We start from the raw sequence: 15970 nt of genomic DNA, 5'->3' as shown, positions 1-15970 counted from the left end.
TCGTCTTGGCACCGGCGTTGCGCCGACGAACAACAAGACGTTCCTCAGCATGTGGATGCCACGCGCTGTGCCGACCAGTTGGACTGCGCTGTCGCCTCATTCGGACTGGCTGGCGTTGCCGGCATCGTTTGCCGCCCCGGCGTCTGCGCCGGGCGCCGCCGCCGGGGCCGTTTCGGCGCCCACCCCGGCCAACCGAGATACCCCCACCCTGCTCTGCATCCTCCGCTGCTGACAACCCAGCGCCTGTCGTGGAGTCTGATTCGGCCCTGTAGCCCCGGCCCGCAACGCGGCTGTCGGCAAAGCTACGGCTTCGGTTGGGAAGGCCAATCGCAGGGTTGTTGCCTGCGCGCGCTCAATGCCGTGCGGCTGTAGCGAGCCAAGCCGTCCGTAAGACAACACGGCACCTCCAACGTCGGCTTTCTTTTCCAGCGTCATCGTCTTGAAGGAACAGTCATGGCTGCATGTGTAACTCAGCTCGCCCGAGCCGCCACGAACCAGGTTCGGCCGCGATGAATCTCGAATCCCAAGCATCGCCTGCCGATCCCACGCAAACCGAGTCGAGCCACATTCCCACCGAATGCCCCACCAGCGCGTTCCACCTACCGCGGCTGGAACATTCCACACTCCCAATGGCCGCTGACCGAGGAGTCGGCTGGAAGGCACTGCGCGACGCCGGGCCGGTCGTGTTCATGAACGGCGCCTACTATCTGACCCGCCGCGAAGACGTGCTCGCAGCGCTGAGCGAACCCAATCTCTTCTCGGCCCAGTTGGCGCTTCAGCCCCCCGGCAGCCCGGTGCCCGTGCTGCCCTCGGGGTTCGACCCTCCTGAGCACACCCGATATCGCAAAATTTTGCAGCCGCATTTCAGTCCGCACGCCTTGAACAGGTTTCGGCCGGTGATGGAGCGCCACGCCGCCGAGATGATTGCCGCGCTAGCGGCTCGCACTCAATGCGATGCAATGGATTTCGCGCGACTCTACCCGTTTCAGGTGTTTATGGACCTCTGCGGCCTGCCCCTGGAGGACCGTGATCGCGTGATCGCGTGGAAGGACGCCGCGGTGGACGGCAGACCCGAAGGGCATGACCTGTTGGCGTATTTCACCGACGCCATCCAACAACGCCGGCAGAACGTGGGCTCCGACCTGTTATCAGAAATCATGACGGGTCCGGGAGACCTCACTGACCTCGAGCTGCTCGGCATGAGTCACCTGCTGGTGCTGTCGGGTCTGGATACGGTGGCCGCCGCAATCGGTTTCTCGCTGTTTGAACTGGCGCGCCGACCCGAACTACGTCAAGAGCTTCGCGATAAGCCGGAGCAGATCAAGGTTTTCATCGAAGAGATCGTCCGACTTGAGCCGGCGGCACCATTGGCCGCCCGGGTCACCACCGACGTCGTCAATGTGGGCGGCATGGTGCTTCCCCCAGGCACACCGGTGCGGTTGTGCACGGCCGCGATCAACCGCGACGGCAGCGACGAGATATCGACCGACGACTTGGTCATGGATGGAAAAGTGCATCGGCATTGGGGATTTGGCGGCGGTCCTCATCGGTGCTTGGGCTCTCACCTCGCGCGAATGGAGCTGATGATCATTGTCGACCAGTGGCTCAAGCAGATCCCCGACTTCGTACTGCCACAAGGCTACAGGCCGGTTATCAAGTTCCCATCGAAGAGTTTTGCGCTTGAGTCGCTGCCATTGAGCTGGAACTAGGGACAGTCGACATATCGCCCAGCGACTATGGATATCGGGGGATGACAGGATGTTTGACTTTGGGGCGTTGCCACCCGAAATCAATTCGGGCCGCATGTATACCGGTCCAGGATCGGGTCCGATGCTGGCCGCCGCGGCCGCGTGGGACGAGCTGGCGACGGAGTTGAGTACGGCGGCCAGTATCTGCGGCTCGGTGCTTTCAGAGTTGACCAGCGCGCTCTGGTCGGGGCCGGCATCGGAGTCGATGGTATCGGCAGTGGTCCCGTATGTGAGTTGGCTTGCGGCGGTGGCCAATTTGTCAGAACAGACGGCGAACCAGGCTCGCGGGGCTGCTGCGGCCTTCGATACGGCATACGCGATGACGGTGCCGCCGCCGGAGATTGCCGCGAACCGGACCTTGTTGATGGCGCTGATCGCGACCAACTTTTTCGGCCAGAACACTCCGGCGATCGCGGCCACGGAAGCCCAGTACATGCAGATGTGGGCCCAAGATGCCGTGGCCATGTACGGGTATGCGGGCTCGTCGGCGGTAGCTGGGCAGTTGACTCCCTTCACCTCACCGCCGAATACCACCACCCCGGATGCACCGACCGACCAGGCGACCGCGGTGGCCCAAGCCACCGCGACGCCGGCGGGCAACACCGCGCAGACCACGGCGACCACGACACCGCAGCTGGCTACGGCCATCTCCGTGCAGCAGGTTTCGTCGACGCTGGGCACCGCCGACTCATCTTCCAGTTCGTTGATCCCGGGCCCGAATAATTGGTGGGGGTTCGTGCCTAACGACTACAAGATCATCTTCCACGACCTGCTCCAGGAATATAACTCCTACGGCGCCGGCTACCAGGCTTACCAAATGGCACAACAGTTGGTCTTCGGCACCGGGACAACCGCCGGTAGCGGCGCCTGGTATCCGACACCGCAATTCGCACAGCTGGGCTTGGGCAACATCGGCAGTCTGAGCAGCTTCAGCGGTGTCAGCCACGCAGGGCTTACCGCTGGCGTGGGCCAGGCCGGCAAGGTCGGGATGTTGTCGGTTCCGCAGAGTTGGGCCACGCCGGTGTCGCAGGCGAGCCCCGCACTCACTGCCACAGAGCCCATGTCCGTCCACACCACTTCCAATGTGGCCACCAGCAACGGACTGCTGCGCGGAATCCCCAACGGAGCGGCGGGCCGGCGCAGCTCCGCCAATGCCGTCAACAAGTACGGGTTTCGCCGCAGTGTGCTGACCCGCCCTCCGTCGGCCGGTTGACGCGATGCTGACTGCCACGATCCACCCGTTCACGGCGGCGCGGTCCGCCGCCAATGCGCGCATGTGCCGGGCCGTCAACGTGCAGGCGGCCGCGATTCACGAGATGTTCCTCAGCACCTTGAGCATGAGCTCAGGGTCACGCGGCGATCGAGGCGGCCAACACGGCCGTGGACAGCTAAGGAGGTCAAGGTGATTGATTTTGGGGCAACACCACCGGAGTACAACTCCGCGCGGATGTACACGGGGCCGGGACCCGAGGCGCTAACAGCGGCCGCGTCGGCATGGAATGGGCTGGCCGCCGAACTGAATTCGACTGCCCTGGGCTATGACAAGGTGATTACCGCGCTCAGCAGCGAGGAGTGGCTGGGGCCGGCATCGGCGTCGATGGCTCAGGCGGTGGCACCGTATGTGGCATGGATACGTACCACCGCTGCCCAGGCCGAACAGACAGCCGCCCAAATGCTCTCGGCGGCAACGGCCTACGAGACCGCACTGGCAGCCACGGTGCCGCCGCCACTGGTCGCGGGCAACCGTGCCCAGACGGCCCAGCTGCTCGCCACGAACGTACTGGGACTAAACACCCCGGCGATCGCACAACTCGAGGCGCAATACGGCGAGATGTGGGCCCAGGATGCCAGCGCAATGTATGGTTACGCAGGTCAATCCGCGGCCGCGACCAAGGTGACGCCGTTTACCGCGGCGCCCCAGATCGCCAACCCGACCGCCCAAGCCACCCAGGGCGCCGCGGTCGCCAGCGCTACCGGTGGCAGCACGGCGAGCAGCACGCAATCCGTATTGTCACATGCGGTTTCGAGCACGCCCAATACACTCCAGGCCCTTGCGACGCCGGCATCCACGGCGGCCACGCAGGGTTCAACCACCAGCGATCCTTTCAGCGAATTGTGGTACCTGCTGACCGGGCAGACCACACTGCCCACGAGCCTTGGAGCGTTCGTCAACGGCTATAACCCTTTTTCGGCGCTGTGGTACAACACCGAAGGTCTGCCCTACTTCTCCGTCGGTATGGGCAACTTCGGTGTCCAGATCGCCAAAACAACGGGCATGCTCAACGGCGCGGCGCCGGCGGTCAAGGCACTGCCCGGCCTGGGCGGCCTGGGCGGCTTGCTGGGCGGTGGTGCGACCGCTGCCCACCCGGCCGCGGCATTGGGTAACGCAGCCTCCGTTGGTGGCAGGTTGTCAGTACCGGTCACATGGTCTGCCGCCAGCACGCCTCCTCCTGTTCTCGGGCAGGCCATTCCGGTCAGCACGGTCAGCGCCGCCCCCGAGGCCAGCGGTGGACCCGGAAACCTTCTCGGTGGTATGCCCTTAGCCGGCACAGCCGCAGGCGGGCATGGCGGTGTGGGCCCCAAGTACGGATTCCGCCCCACTGTCATGGCGCGACCACCCTTCGGCGGCTAGCGTCAAGCCCCGCGATTGGGCTTTTCGCTCCGGCGAGCATCGGCAATCGAGGTGGGTGACACAAGTCTTTCGGAGTCCGCGCCCTGATCGCCCGCGGGTCCGGCGATCACGGGCGAACAGGCTGGATCCAAACTGCAAGGGGCGTGGCATCCGGTTACGAGGCGTCGGTTTATGGCGCCATGCCGGACACACCGGTTCCCGAGTGGGTGGGCCGACTGGGACGACGGTCCCCCGTGAACCGGCCGCGAGGTCATGCTCCGGCAGGGCCCGCCGCAAGCGGACGACGTTGAATTCCTCTGGTCGACCCGCGCTCCGCGCGTCAGGCCGCGCTCTTCGCGGCCAGGGTCGAGCCCGCCCGAAACCCCAGCGCACGGCCACATTGCCGGAACTAAACCCCCGTGGCCGAAACGTGACCGAGGCTTGACCAAATACTAACGCGCCCTTGCGCTTCCGCTGGTCAGCGGGGATTTACGATCCTCCTATTACAACTATGTCAGTTAAGAGGAAGCGGAGCCATGCGGGCGGACGTTCGGTGTGTTCTTGCGGTGGTCGGAATCGCTGCGGGTGTGGTTGCCGGGCCGACCGGCACCAGCGCGGCGGCGGCGAGCCAGCCGCATGACTTCGCCATCGCGTCGGTCCTGCCGGCGCCGGGCGCGACGGTGGGTGTCGCGCACCCCGTCGTGGTGACGTTCGACGCGCCGGTCGCGAACCGGCAGGCCGCCGAACGCGCCATCGCGGTCAAGTCGACGCCCGCGATGACGGGCACGTTCGAATGGCTCGACAACAACGTCGTGCAGTGGGTCCCCGCCCACTACTGGCCGGCGCACAGCACGGTGGCGCTGTCGGTGGAAGGCCGGCCCACGGAATTCAAAACGGGCCCGAAGGTCGTCGGCGTCGCCAACATCACCGACCACACGTTCACGGTGAGCGTCGACGGGGTCGACGCGGTCCCGCCGACTCCGCACCACCGTCCCCACTTCGGCGAAGAGGGCGTGCTGCCCGCATCGATGGGTAGGCCGGAATTCCCGACCCCGGTCGGCAATTACACCGTCTTGTCCAAAGACCGCTCGGTGCTTATGGATTCGAGCAGCGTCGGCATCCCGGTCGACGATCCCAGCGGTTACCTGCTCAATGTCGACTACGCCGTCCGGATCACCAACCGCGGCCTGTTCGTGCATTCCGCCCCGTGGGCGGTCCAATCACTGGGACTGGAGAACGTCAGCCACGGCTGCATCAGCCTGAGCCCCGAAGACGCCGAGTGGTACTACAACACGGTCAACGTCGGCGACCCGGTGATCGTCAAGCAAGACCTCTGGGAGCGGCCTCCTTCCTGAGGAGGGCCCCTCACTCAATCACCCCGAGCGCGAGGTCTTTTCGCTTGCGCTCCACCCCCGCTGTCGAGTGTGATGTTGGTTTCACACCCGCGGTCGACTGGGAAACTAACCTCACCATCGGCGACCGAAGTGAAGCACCAACCACATACGAAAGGACCCGCTGGTGGCCGCCAGCGGGTCCTTCCGGTCGGGAGGGAATGGGGGCTCAGTGCGTGCCCGGGCCGGGCGCCACCGGCTGACCGGGCTGGGGGCCGCCGGTCGGGGCCGGTCCCGTGGGCGCGTCCTTGACGCCGGACATGTCGATGAGCGGGGCACCGGCGACCGCATCGAGGGGGGCACCGGCCGCCAGCCCACCGAGCGCGACCAGCGGAGCACCGGCCGGCACCACCGGGGCGATGGGCAGCGGTGCACCCAACGGCAGCGGCGCACCCAACGGCAGCGGCAGCGGGCCACCCAACGGAACCGGCAGCGGAGCACCCACCGGCAGCGGACCCGGCACAGCCAGTGGGACACCGGCCATGTCGGTGAGCGGCGCGCTGGCCGTGCAGACCTCCGCGGTCGGCGCCCCGCCCGCGGCACCGGCGGCTCCAGGTCCGGCCAGCGGCGCCCCACCAGCGGCACCGGCGGCTCCCGGTCCGGCCAGCGGCGCGCCGGCCTCGCCGGCCTGCCCCTGTATGCAGGCGTAGCCGCCCGTCTTCAGGGGAGCGGCTGCCGCATCCGGGCTCAACGCGAGTGCGGCTCCGCACAACCCAAGCGTGGCAACTACTTTCATGTTGAACCGATCGACGATCGCCATCAGCGTCGACTCTCCTTATATTCGCGCTCACATAACAACCTGGTGCAGCAGAACCGCGTAGTCGTCTTTCGGCGACCGAGCCAATTGTCGGCAGCGGAGATGAAACACCGGCCGCGCCGCACCGCGCCGTTTCCAAATGGTGATGTCACAAGGGCGTCACGAAGTCGGTTGCGTCCCCGCATGTTTGCCCACGCCGGCCGCGGCCGGCGGGTGCGCTTTCGCGCAGCTTATTCACAGGAAACTTTCGGGGAATCGACAACCCGCGGAGGTTCCATGGAAGTGAACGGTAGGCAACCAAACGGTTAACGGGCAGGAGAAGGAGCCATGACAGCACGACGGCTCTGCGGCCGACTCATGAGCACAGCGCTGGTGGGGGGCTCACTCTTGGCCGCGGAGGTGATGTGGGCCGGCCCGGCGCAGGCCGACGCGACCGCCTTCGTCAATGACTTGCACAAGGACGGCATCCACGCCGTCAGCGGCGGTGACGGGGCGCTGGTGCAGATGGGCTTCGCCGTCTGCCAACAGCTGTCGTGGGGCGCCCCGCCCTCCCAACTGGAGGGCCTCGCGCTGCAGCGCTCCGACAGCAGGCAGGGCGCCGGCGGGATCACCCCCCAGCAGGCCGACGACGTCGTCATCGACGCCGTCCGCGATCTGTGCCCGGACGCGTAGCGCCGAGCGGACCGGCGGTCTTCGCCCACAATTCATCATCGAGATTTCTCTTCCCCAGCGTGTTCGGCGGCGCTTTCGTGTAAAAGTGCATCATCGCCGTTCGGGCACGGGACGAAGGAGAAGATTTCGATGGCAGCACAGCGGCCCTATGGCCGGTTCATGGGCGCAGCCCTCGCAGGTGGCCCACTTCTGGCCGCGGGGATCGTCTGGGCCAGCCCGGCCCGGGCCGACGCGACTGCCTTCCTCAATGACCTGCACAACGCCGGCATCCACGCCGTCAACGGCGGCGACGAAGCGCTGCTGCAGATGGGCGCGGACCTGTGCCAGCAGCTGTCCTGGGGCGCCTCCCCCCAACAGCTGGAGGGCCTGGCGATACAACGCTCCGACGCCGACCAGGGCACCGGCGGGATCAACGGCCGGCAGGCCGCTGACGTCGTCATTTTCGCCATGCGGGATCTGTGCCCCAACGCTTAGCGGTGGGCTAAGTTCCGGGAATGGAGCTGAGCGCGCGCAACCTGAGCGCTCTCAGCATCCCCGTCCCGGCCTACGACCGCAGCCAAATCGGGGTCGGTATCGTGCATTTCGGTGTGGGCGGCTTTCATCGCGCCCACCAGGCCATGTACCTCGACCGGCTGCTCCGCGACGGGCTGGCCCGGGACTGGGGAATCTGCGGCGTCGGCGTGCTGCCGGGCGACCGGCGCATGCGCGACGTGCTGCGCGCCCAGGACTACCTCTACACGCTGATCCTCGAACACCCCGACGGCACCCGGGAGCCGCGGGTGATCGGCTCCATCGTCGACTTCCGTTACGCGCCTGAGGATCCCGAGGCGGTCGTGGAGCTGCTCGCCGCCCCGGCCACCCGGATCGTGTCGCTCACCATCACCGAAGGCGGATATCAGCCGCCGCTGAGTGACGTCTTCGGCTTGGTGGCCGAGGGCCTGAACCGGCGACGGGCACGCGGCCTGCCCTCCCCCACGATCGTGTCGTGTGACAACATCGCGAAAAACGGGAACGTGGCCCGGCGCGTGTTCACGTCGCATGCCGAGCGGCTCGAACCCGCACTCGCGCAGTGGATGCGGGAACACACCACCTTCCCGAACTCGATGGTCGACCGCATCACGCCGGTCACCACGCCCGAGGCGATCGCCCGGCTGGACTCCGAATTCGGTGTGCGCGACGGCTGGCCCGTGGTCGCCGAGCCGTTCGCCATGTGGGTGCTCGAGGACGATTTCGCCGACGGCCGTCCCCCACTGGACCGGGCGGGCGTCACCCTCGTCGACGACGTGTCGCCCTACGAGGCGATGAAGCTGCGGCTGCTCAACGCCGGACACCAGGGGCTGTGCTACTTCGCCTACCTGGCCGGGTATCGGCTGGTGCACGAGGCCGCCCGGGACCCGCTGATCGCCGAACTGCTGGACCGCTACCTGGAATTCGAGGCGATGCCGACCCTCGTCCGGGTCCCGGAACTCACCGACTTCAAAGCCGGGCTCATCCCCCGCTTCGCCAACGCCTACGTGCGCGACACGGTGGCCCGACTGTGCGCCGACTCGTCCGACCGCATCCCCAAGTGGCTGCTACCGGTGGTCGACGACAATCTCCGGCGCGGCGGACCGGTGCGACTGTCCGCGGCGATCGTCGCGAGCTGGGCGCGCTACGCCGAGGGCGTCGACGAGGAAGGCCGGCCGATCCAGGTGGTGGACCGGCTCGCCGACACGCTCGTCCCGCTCGCCCGCTCCCAGCGCGACGACCCGGCCGCATTCCTGGCCAACCGCGCGGTGTTCGGTGACCTCGTCGACCAGCCCCGCTTCCTCGAGCCGTACCTGTGGGCGCTGGATTCGCTGCACCGCCACGGCGCGCGCGCCACGCTGCGGGCGCTCACCGCGCCCGGTGGATGACCCGGCCTGCGGCGGCGACTCGCCGGTCTAGTCGCAGGGCCGGAACACCGGCAGGACCCGGTATTTGGCGGTGAAGGTGGCCTTCTCGTATCCGTCGCCCACCTCGCCGTCGCAGGCGATGACCGTCGGGCCGTCGAGCGCGACGAAGCCGAATTCCGGCACCTGCAGCTCGTGGTAGAGCGGGCTGCGTTCCAGCCGACCGAGCGCGAGCGCGGTCAGGATCCTGGTCCGCGTCCACCGCCGGCCCGCTTCGAGCATGCGGACATCGATCAGCCCGTCGTCCATGCGGGTCCGTCGCGACGGGGCGAAGCCGGTCGGCAGGTACAGCGAGTTCCCGAGGAAGAACAGCGACGTCAGCAGCGTCTTGTTGTCGTATGAGATGCGCACGGGCTGGTCGTGGCGCAGCGTGTGCAGCATCGCGTAGAGGCCGGCCAGCGGCTTGCCGATGCGTTTCTCCAGTTTCTCGCGCTGCTGCACGAAGGCCGGGTAGGCGCCGATGCTGGCGGTGTTGAGGACCATCTGACTTTCGTTGAGGCACACCAGGTCCACGCATGCCACGCTGCCGCGGCGGATCGCGTCGACGGTCTTGGCGACGGTGTCGCAGCCGATGTCCTTGGCGAAGTGGTTGAACGTGCCGGCGGGAAATACGGCCAGCGGCAGGCCGGCCTCGATGGCCACCCCGGCAGCGGCCGCCACCGTGCCGTCGCCGCCCCCGACCGCGAGCACCTCGGCGCGCGCGGCGGCCTCACGCAGCACGTCCTCCGGGTCGTCGTCGGGGCCCAGCTCCCGGATGTCCACCCGCGGCAGCGCGTCGCGAACCTCGTCGACGACGCGGGCCCCGGTGCCGCTGCCCGACTCCGGGTTGATGACCAGCACCACCCCGGCGCCGTCGGGCCGTTCGGGCGCCTCCATTCGAAGCGGTTCGGTCCTGGGCAGGGCGGTTTCGACGATCGGCGGGACGAGCCGACCGCCCAGGACCGCCAGGCCCGACCCGATGCCGAACCCGGCGACGACGTCACCCGGGTAGTGCGCCCCGGTCGCCACCCGCGACAGGCCGACCAGCCCGGCCAGCAGCGCCAGCCCGAAACCCAGCATCGGGTTCTCCAGACCGACCCCCACGGCGAACGCGGCCGCGCTGGCGGAGTGCCCCGACGGGAACGAGTTCGACGTCGGGCGGCGACGGACCTGCCTGACCAGCGGCACCGTTTCGTACCCGGGACGGGGGCGCCGGCGGATGCGCTTGGCGACCTGGTTGGTGAGCAGGCTGGTGGCCGCGAGCGTCACGACGCCGCGCGTCGCCCCGCGCTGGGCGCTCTGCTTCCCCGACGCCATCAGGACCGCGGCGATGGCCAACCACAGCTTGGAGTTGTCGGCCGCCCGGGTCAGCGGCGGCATGACCGCGTCCAGCAGCGGAGTGTCCGTCTCGGCGATCGCTTCGAAGATCTCCCGGTCCAGGGTCCCCAGCCCCCGGGTGATCTGGTTGATGCCGCGCGCACGTCGCCAGGGCCGCGTGTTCATTCGCTACACCCTAAATTGGTTGGCGGACATGGACGCAGCGGGCTACTTCCAGGCATGGCGCGCCAACGCCGAGCGGCGCGGCGTTGCCCCGGACGTGCTCGCGGAGATCGCCCGGCGGCACGCCGTCACCCCGGCCAGCTTTCAGGTCCTCGCCCGGATGGCGGAAATCAGGGATCCGGACGGCAAATCCTTCTTCCTCCTGCCGCGGGGCACCAGCGGCGGCGACGCCCGCGCGGCGGCGCTCCGCACCTACATCCTGAACGCCGGCACCGGCTACGGCACCAAAGGCGCGTGGCGCACCGACTTCCCGCCGACGCCCTACTGCGCCGCCGAAGTCACGCGAATCATGCGGCGGCAGAGGGTAAACCGCTGGAGTTACACCCGCGACGTCAGGTTCGTCGACCGCAACGGCGGGCGCCTCGTCGCGACGCCGAACGGCATCCTCATGGGCCTCGGCGGCAATTGGATCCAACGGCAATTCTGCCGGCGGGCCGGCACCACGTGGGGCGACATCTTCATGGTCAACATGGGTGCCGTCTCCGACCCCGCCGAACGGCTGCGCCGCATCGTCGAGTCCGGGCATGCCTGGTACGTCGACGCGGCGGGGCGGGCCGTGGAGAGCGGCCTCGACTTGGATCGGGTGCTGCACCACGAGGAGCGTCACTGCCGGCAATGGGCGGCCAAGGGCTACGCGGGCATGCTGGCCGACTACGGCCGCGAGTTGGTCCGCGAATACGCCTTCGGCGCGATCAACAGGCTCGAGGAGGAGGCCGGCCTGGCCGACGGCGGCTATAAAGCGTCGATCCCGTGGTAGAGCAGCATGGCGCCGATCACGACCAGGACCGCCGCGAGCAGGGCGGCGTTGTTTCGGTCCATCCAGTCTTTGAGCCTTGCCAGCGGGTCGTCGAGGCGGCTGCCGGCCGCCGCGTAGGCCAGTATCGGGATCGCGACACTTGACGCCGCGATGGCGACGAAGAACGCGGCGGCCACCCAGTCCCCGACCAGACCCAGCCCGGCGGTGCCGATGCCCAGTCCGGCCGGGATGCAGATGAGCAGCACGTCCGGCCGCACCACGGCCAGCACCGCCCCCATGATGCCCGCGCGGGCCGGGGTGATGGTGGCGAACGACCGCATCCAGCGCGGCGACTCGGCCTGGCCGCGCCGGTTCAACCACCGGTAGATGCCGTACACGATCAGCGCCGAGCCGAACACGATCCGCAGCCACGACGACCATTTCGGCGGCGACTTGTCCAGGCCGCCGAGCAGGCCGGAGGCCGCGACGGATAGCGCCGTCAGCGCGGCCAGGCTCAGCAACCAGCCGCCCAGGAACGCCAGGCCACTGGGCCGGGGCCGCGGTGCCTGCAGCACCAGCACGGCCGGGATGACCGTGAGCGGCGAGAGCGAGATCACCAGCCCGAGCGGAACGAGCCCGGTCAGGACGGTGCCCCAGCTTCCTGCCATGGGCAGCAATCTACAGGGCGCGAATCCCGTTGTAGAGCACCATCAAACCGATCAGGACCAGGATGATCGCCAGCAGCGTCGCATGGTTTTCCTCCATCCACGCTTTGAGGCGTTCCAGCGCGTCGTCGAGGCGATCACCGGCCCCCGCATACCCCAATATCGGGACGGCGACCGTCGACGCGGTGATGACGAGGAACACCGCGGCGGCCAGCAGCTGGCCGCCCGCGCTGAGACTGCTGCTGCCGACGGCCAAACCGGCGGCCGCGCACAGGATCAGCACCTCGGGCCGCAGCACCACCAGCACCGCCCCGGTCACCCCGGCGCGCACCGGGGTGAGCGTGGAGAACGACCGCATCCAGCGCGGCATGCTGCCGTGGCGATGCCGGGTCAGCCAGTGGTAGCCGCCCAGGGCGATCAGCGCCGACCCCAGTCCGACGCGGAGCCACGACGCCCACGTCGGTGGCGCCTTGTGCAGCCCTTCGAGCAGGCCCGAGCCGCCGACGAACGCGGCGGTGAGGGCGGCCAGGCCCAGCACCCACCCCGCGAGGAACGCGAGGCTGGTCGGGCGTGGGCGCGGCGCGTGCAACACCAGGACGGCCGGGATGACGGTGATCGGCGAGAGCGCGATGACCGCCGCCAGCGCGACGAGCTTGGTCAGCACCGAACCCCAACTTGCGTCCACGGGCAGCAATCATCGCATCGGCTCGGCGCGGCCGCATGGGTCCGGCGTAACCCCCGTGCTCATAACCGGTTTCGGCGCAGCGTCCAGGCGGGCACCCAGTGGGTCACGGTCTTGCGCTCGGAGCCGTAGGCGACCGGGTAGGTCACGAGCCCCCACCAGTCGCCCTGCTCGCAGAGGCCCCAGCAGCTGAGCAGCCCCTCGACCACCTTGTGCAGCTGCAGCCCGTTGGGCTGATACCGGCCGGAGCGGTGGGGCTCGCGCGGGAACAGCACCGTCAGGTCCACCAGGACGGTGATCGGCGGACGCACCACCCGAAACGGGCTACGGACCGGTTGGCCGTTGTACCCGATGGACGCGAACTGCCCCATCGATCGATCATACGTTCGAACGGGCATCGGCGGCCCGGTTCCTCGTTTTGGGTCCGGCACGCGGGCGGATCGATATAGTCGGCTCAGCTACCCAAGGGGAGGTCCACATGAAGATGGCTTGCGCGGCTGGCGTATTGGCGTTGGCCGGGCTGCTCACCACCGGGGTGGGCGTGGCCGGTGCCGACGAGATCGAGGTCGAAGGCAACTACTCGAGCCAGGCCGGTTGCGAAGCGGACGCCCCGCACGTCGAGCTCACCCACAACGACAACCTGTACACGCATTGGGATTGCCGGCTGGGCTCCGACGGATTCTGGCACGTCTGGCTGCTCAACTGAGGTTCGGCCAGCGGCGGGGTCGCGCTCCGCTTCTGGCACCATAGCGGCGTGCGGAACCCGCTTCGCCGCGCGCCGGCCGCGCTGGACCCGCTGCTCGTCGGGGTGCTTGCCGTCGCGGTGAGCCTGGGCGGCGCGGCCCGGCCGTCGTTCTGGTACGACGAGGCCGCCACCATTTCGGCCGCCTACAGTCGTTCCCTCGCCCAGTTGTGGCGGATGCTGGGCAATGTCGACGCCGTGCACGGCGTGTACTACCTGCTCATGCACGCCTGGTTTCAGGTTTTCCCGCCCACCGAGTTCTGGTCGCGCGCGCCGAGCGGGCTGGCCGTCGGGGGCGCCGCCGCCGGAATCGTGGTGTTGGCCAAGCAGTTCTCCTCGCGCACGGTGGCGGTGGCCGCCGGCGTCTTCTGCGCCGTCCTGCCCCGGACGACCTGGGCGGGCATCGAGGCGCGCCCCTATGCGCTGTCGATGCTGGCCGCCGTGTGGCTGACGGTGTTGCTGGTTCGCGCCGCGCGCCGCGACACCGGGTGGCTGTGGGCGGCCTACGGCGTCGCGCTGGCCGCGTCGATCGCGCTCGACGTCTACCTCGCACTGCTGGTCGCGGCGCACCTGGTCCTCGTCGTGGTATCCCGTTGTGCGCGAACGGTTTTGCTGCGGTTCGCCATCGCCGCGGCCGTCGCGGTCTGCGCCATGGCGCCGTTCCTGGTGACGGTCGCCGCGCAGGCCCACCAGATCAGCTGGATCGCGCCGATCGGTCGCCGGACCCTCGAAGACGTGGTGGTGCAGCAGTATTTCGAGCGCAGCCCGCCGTTCGCCGCGTTGTCGGCGCTGCTGATCGCGGCGGCTATCGCGTTGTGGCTCAGCAAGTCCGTGCCCCTGCCGCGGAACGACGGAGAACTGCTGGCCCTCGCGAGCGCGTGGCTCGTGCTGCCGACCGCGGCCATCCTGGCCTACTCGGCGCTGGTGCACTCCATCTACACCCCCCGCTACCTGTCGTTCACCGTGCCGGGAATGGCGCTGATCCTGGGTGTCTGCGCCGCCGCGGTGACCGCCCGGCCGTGGCTGACCGCCGCCCTGGTCACCCTCTTCGCCGTCGCGGCCGCACCGAATTACGTTCGGGCGCAACGTGGCCCGTACGCCAAGTACGGGATGGACTACAGCCAGGTGGCCGATCTGATCACCGCCGAGGCCGCACCCGGCGATTGCCTGCTGGTGAACGACACCGTGACGTTCATGCCCGCCCCGATGCGACCGTTGATGGCGGCACGCCCGGACGCCTACCGCAAGCTGGTCGACCTCACCCTGTGGCAACGCGCGACCGACCGCAACGAGGTCTTCGACACCAACCTCATCCCCGAGGTCGTCGCGAACCCGTTGAGCCACTGCGGCGTGGTCTGGATCATCACCCAGGCCGACGCGTCACAGCCCGCGCACGAGCGGGGCGTCGGGCTCCCGCCCGGACCGGTCTACGGGCCGACCCCCGCCTTCGCGGTCCCGCACGACCTGGGCTTCCGCCTGGTCGAGCGCTGGCAGTTCAACCTGGTTCAGGTGCTCAAAGCGCAGCGATAGTCACCAGATGCGGATGTAGTCGACCAGCATCGAGGCCGGGAAGGTGCCCGCGGCCGGGTCGCCGGCGCCCACCCCGCCGACGGCGAGGGTGAACATCGGCGTCATCCAGTAGCCGGGGATGTTGAACGGCCAGCGGAAGTCGTCGGGGGCGCCACCGGCGACGTGGATGGGCTTGTTGGGCACCTTGAAGTACTCCGCCCCGTCCCGGGAGAACTCGAATCCCTCCTCGCCCCAATGCATTCGCCAGGTGTGCCAGTTGCTGTCGACCAGGCCGGGGATGGACTTGCCCTCCCAGGTCTTGCCGTTGGACGCCGCGTGGACGGTGGTGCCCGGGGCCCACTGGCCGTTGCCGTACCACTCGAAGATGTCCACCTCGCCGTCGGGCAGCGGGTCCTCGTTGACGCCCCAGAACGAGGGCCACAGGCCGGGGTACAGGCAGTCGAGCTTGATCCGCGCCTCCCAGGTCTGGTTGATCATGCTGCGGAAGTTGCCGCGCAGCTTGCCGCTGTAATAGGTGTTGCTTAGCAGATCGTGGGTGGCGCACAGCACGAGGTTGGAATGCCCGTCCTGGAAGACGTTTTGGCGGTCGTCGCGATAGATGCCCTCGACCGGCGGGAAGACGTCGTCCTGCCAGGTCTGGATCGTCCACTTACCCGGGTCGGGCGGCGAGCCCGCGGGCCCGTCGAACTCGTCGGCGAAGATGTAGGGGCCGCCGGGGCCGGCCGACGGGGGCGCCTCCGGCGCCGGCGGGGTGGCCCAGGCGCCCGGCAACCGCATCGCAGCCCCCAGCATGCCGAGCCCCGAGATCAACATCATGCTGCGACGATCCATCTACAACCCACCAATCGTGAAAGCCGTGTTCCGTCCCAAGCCCGCCACCCCTGAGCAACTTTTGCAAACGGTGTTATGAAACCACGCGGCGGGGTGCCACGCACCCCGCACCCGGCCCGTGGCGGCGAGTTTTTG

At 68.4% G+C, this 15970-nt stretch carries 16 protein-coding genes and 1 pseudogene; 11 read left to right on the top strand and 6 right to left on the bottom strand.

The features are described from left to right. The first annotated feature begins 629 nt into the window (after positions 1-629). From G6N37_RS22055 to G6N37_RS22040, 5 genes and pseudogenes are all read left to right on the top strand, one after another. Positions 630-1709, top strand: coding sequence for a cytochrome P450 (locus G6N37_RS22055; RefSeq protein ID WP_232075589.1), 1080 nt, complete (start codon positions 630-632; stop codon positions 1707-1709). Positions 1710-1758: 49 nt separating this feature from the next. After that, positions 1759-2961, top strand: a complete 1203-nt coding sequence (locus G6N37_RS22050; protein WP_163683532.1) for a PPE family protein — start codon at positions 1759-1761, stop codon at positions 2959-2961. A gap of 19 nt (positions 2962-2980) precedes the next feature. Further along, positions 2981-3140 (top strand): annotated as a pseudogene (locus G6N37_RS26695) (PE domain-containing protein); the annotation flags it as partial. 10 nt (positions 3141-3150) lie between these two features. Further along, positions 3151-4380 (top strand): PPE family protein, encoded by a 1230-nt coding sequence (locus tag G6N37_RS22045; protein ID WP_269475732.1) that lies wholly within the window; start codon positions 3151-3153, stop codon positions 4378-4380. Positions 4381-4895: 515 nt separating this feature from the next. Continuing rightward, entirely contained in the window at positions 4896-5714 is an 819-nt protein-coding gene (locus G6N37_RS22040; RefSeq protein WP_163683531.1) for a L,D-transpeptidase, read from the top strand. A 205-nt stretch (positions 5715-5919) separates the two neighbouring features. Here G6N37_RS22040 and G6N37_RS22035 read toward each other — a convergent pair whose 3' ends face one another. After that, positions 5920-6510: a hypothetical protein gene (locus G6N37_RS22035; protein WP_163683530.1), complete on the bottom strand. Its 591-nt coding sequence runs from the start codon at positions 6508-6510 to the stop codon at positions 5920-5922. A 324-nt stretch (positions 6511-6834) separates the two neighbouring features. Here G6N37_RS22035 and G6N37_RS22030 point away from each other — a divergent pair, with 324 nt between their 5' ends. The 3 genes from G6N37_RS22030 to G6N37_RS22020 all read left to right on the top strand — a co-directional run bounded on the left by G6N37_RS22030 (position 6835) and on the right by G6N37_RS22020 (position 9074). After that, on the top strand, positions 6835-7179 hold the full coding sequence (locus G6N37_RS22030; RefSeq protein ID WP_163683529.1) for a DUF732 domain-containing protein: 345 nt from the start codon (positions 6835-6837) through the stop codon (positions 7177-7179). 129 nt (positions 7180-7308) lie between these two features. Continuing rightward, a complete protein-coding gene (locus G6N37_RS22025; protein WP_163683528.1) occupies positions 7309-7653 on the top strand; it encodes a DUF732 domain-containing protein in 345 nt (114 codons plus the stop codon). A 20-nt stretch (positions 7654-7673) separates the two neighbouring features. Continuing rightward, entirely contained in the window at positions 7674-9074 is a 1401-nt protein-coding gene (locus G6N37_RS22020) for a mannitol dehydrogenase family protein (protein ID WP_163683527.1), read from the top strand. Positions 9075-9101: 27 nt separating this feature from the next. Here the strand turns inward: G6N37_RS22020 and G6N37_RS22015 are convergent, their stop codons facing one another. Beyond that, positions 9102-10592: a bifunctional phosphatase PAP2/diacylglycerol kinase family protein gene (locus G6N37_RS22015; protein WP_163683526.1), complete on the bottom strand. Its 1491-nt coding sequence runs from the start codon at positions 10590-10592 to the stop codon at positions 9102-9104. A gap of 28 nt (positions 10593-10620) precedes the next feature. On the opposite strand from G6N37_RS22015, the gene G6N37_RS22010 reads away from it, so the two are divergent. After that, positions 10621-11406, top strand: coding sequence for a hypothetical protein (locus G6N37_RS22010; protein WP_163683525.1), 786 nt, complete (start codon positions 10621-10623; stop codon positions 11404-11406). Here G6N37_RS22010 and G6N37_RS22005 read toward each other — a convergent pair. The 3 genes from G6N37_RS22005 to G6N37_RS21995 form a co-directional block, all read right to left on the bottom strand. Next, positions 11382-12053 (bottom strand): GAP family protein, encoded by a 672-nt coding sequence (locus G6N37_RS22005; protein ID WP_163683524.1) that lies wholly within the window; start codon positions 12051-12053, stop codon positions 11382-11384. The genes G6N37_RS22010 and G6N37_RS22005 overlap by 25 nt on opposite strands. 10 nt (positions 12054-12063) lie before the next feature. Next, positions 12064-12714: a GAP family protein gene (locus G6N37_RS22000; protein WP_174813970.1), complete on the bottom strand. Its 651-nt coding sequence runs from the start codon at positions 12712-12714 to the stop codon at positions 12064-12066. A gap of 80 nt (positions 12715-12794) precedes the next feature. Then, positions 12795-13103 (bottom strand): hypothetical protein, encoded by a 309-nt coding sequence (locus G6N37_RS21995; protein ID WP_067924303.1) that lies wholly within the window; start codon positions 13101-13103, stop codon positions 12795-12797. A 107-nt stretch (positions 13104-13210) separates the two neighbouring features. Here G6N37_RS21995 and G6N37_RS21990 point away from each other — a divergent pair, with 107 nt between their 5' ends. Both G6N37_RS21990 and G6N37_RS21985 read left to right on the top strand, forming a co-directional pair. After that, positions 13211-13438 carry a hypothetical protein gene (locus G6N37_RS21990; RefSeq protein WP_163683522.1) on the top strand — a complete coding sequence of 76 codons (228 nt, stop codon included), beginning with the start codon at positions 13211-13213 and terminating at the stop codon, positions 13436-13438. A gap of 48 nt (positions 13439-13486) precedes the next feature. Continuing rightward, a complete protein-coding gene (locus G6N37_RS21985; RefSeq protein ID WP_163683521.1) occupies positions 13487-15004 on the top strand; it encodes a glycosyltransferase family 39 protein in 1518 nt (505 codons plus the stop codon). On the opposite strand, the gene G6N37_RS21980 is transcribed toward G6N37_RS21985, so the two are convergent. Beyond that, complete coding sequence (locus tag G6N37_RS21980; RefSeq protein ID WP_163683520.1) at positions 15005-15835, bottom strand: glycoside hydrolase family 16 protein; 831 nt, start codon at positions 15833-15835, stop codon at positions 15005-15007. It abuts the gene before it with no gap. Between the last annotated feature and the right edge of the window lie 135 nt (positions 15836-15970).

This window comes from Mycobacterium seoulense, from assembly GCF_010731595.1.
Taxonomy (GTDB): Bacteria; Actinomycetota; Actinomycetes; order Mycobacteriales; family Mycobacteriaceae; genus Mycobacterium; species Mycobacterium seoulense.
This window is presented reverse-complemented; position numbering and strand designations above follow the sequence as displayed.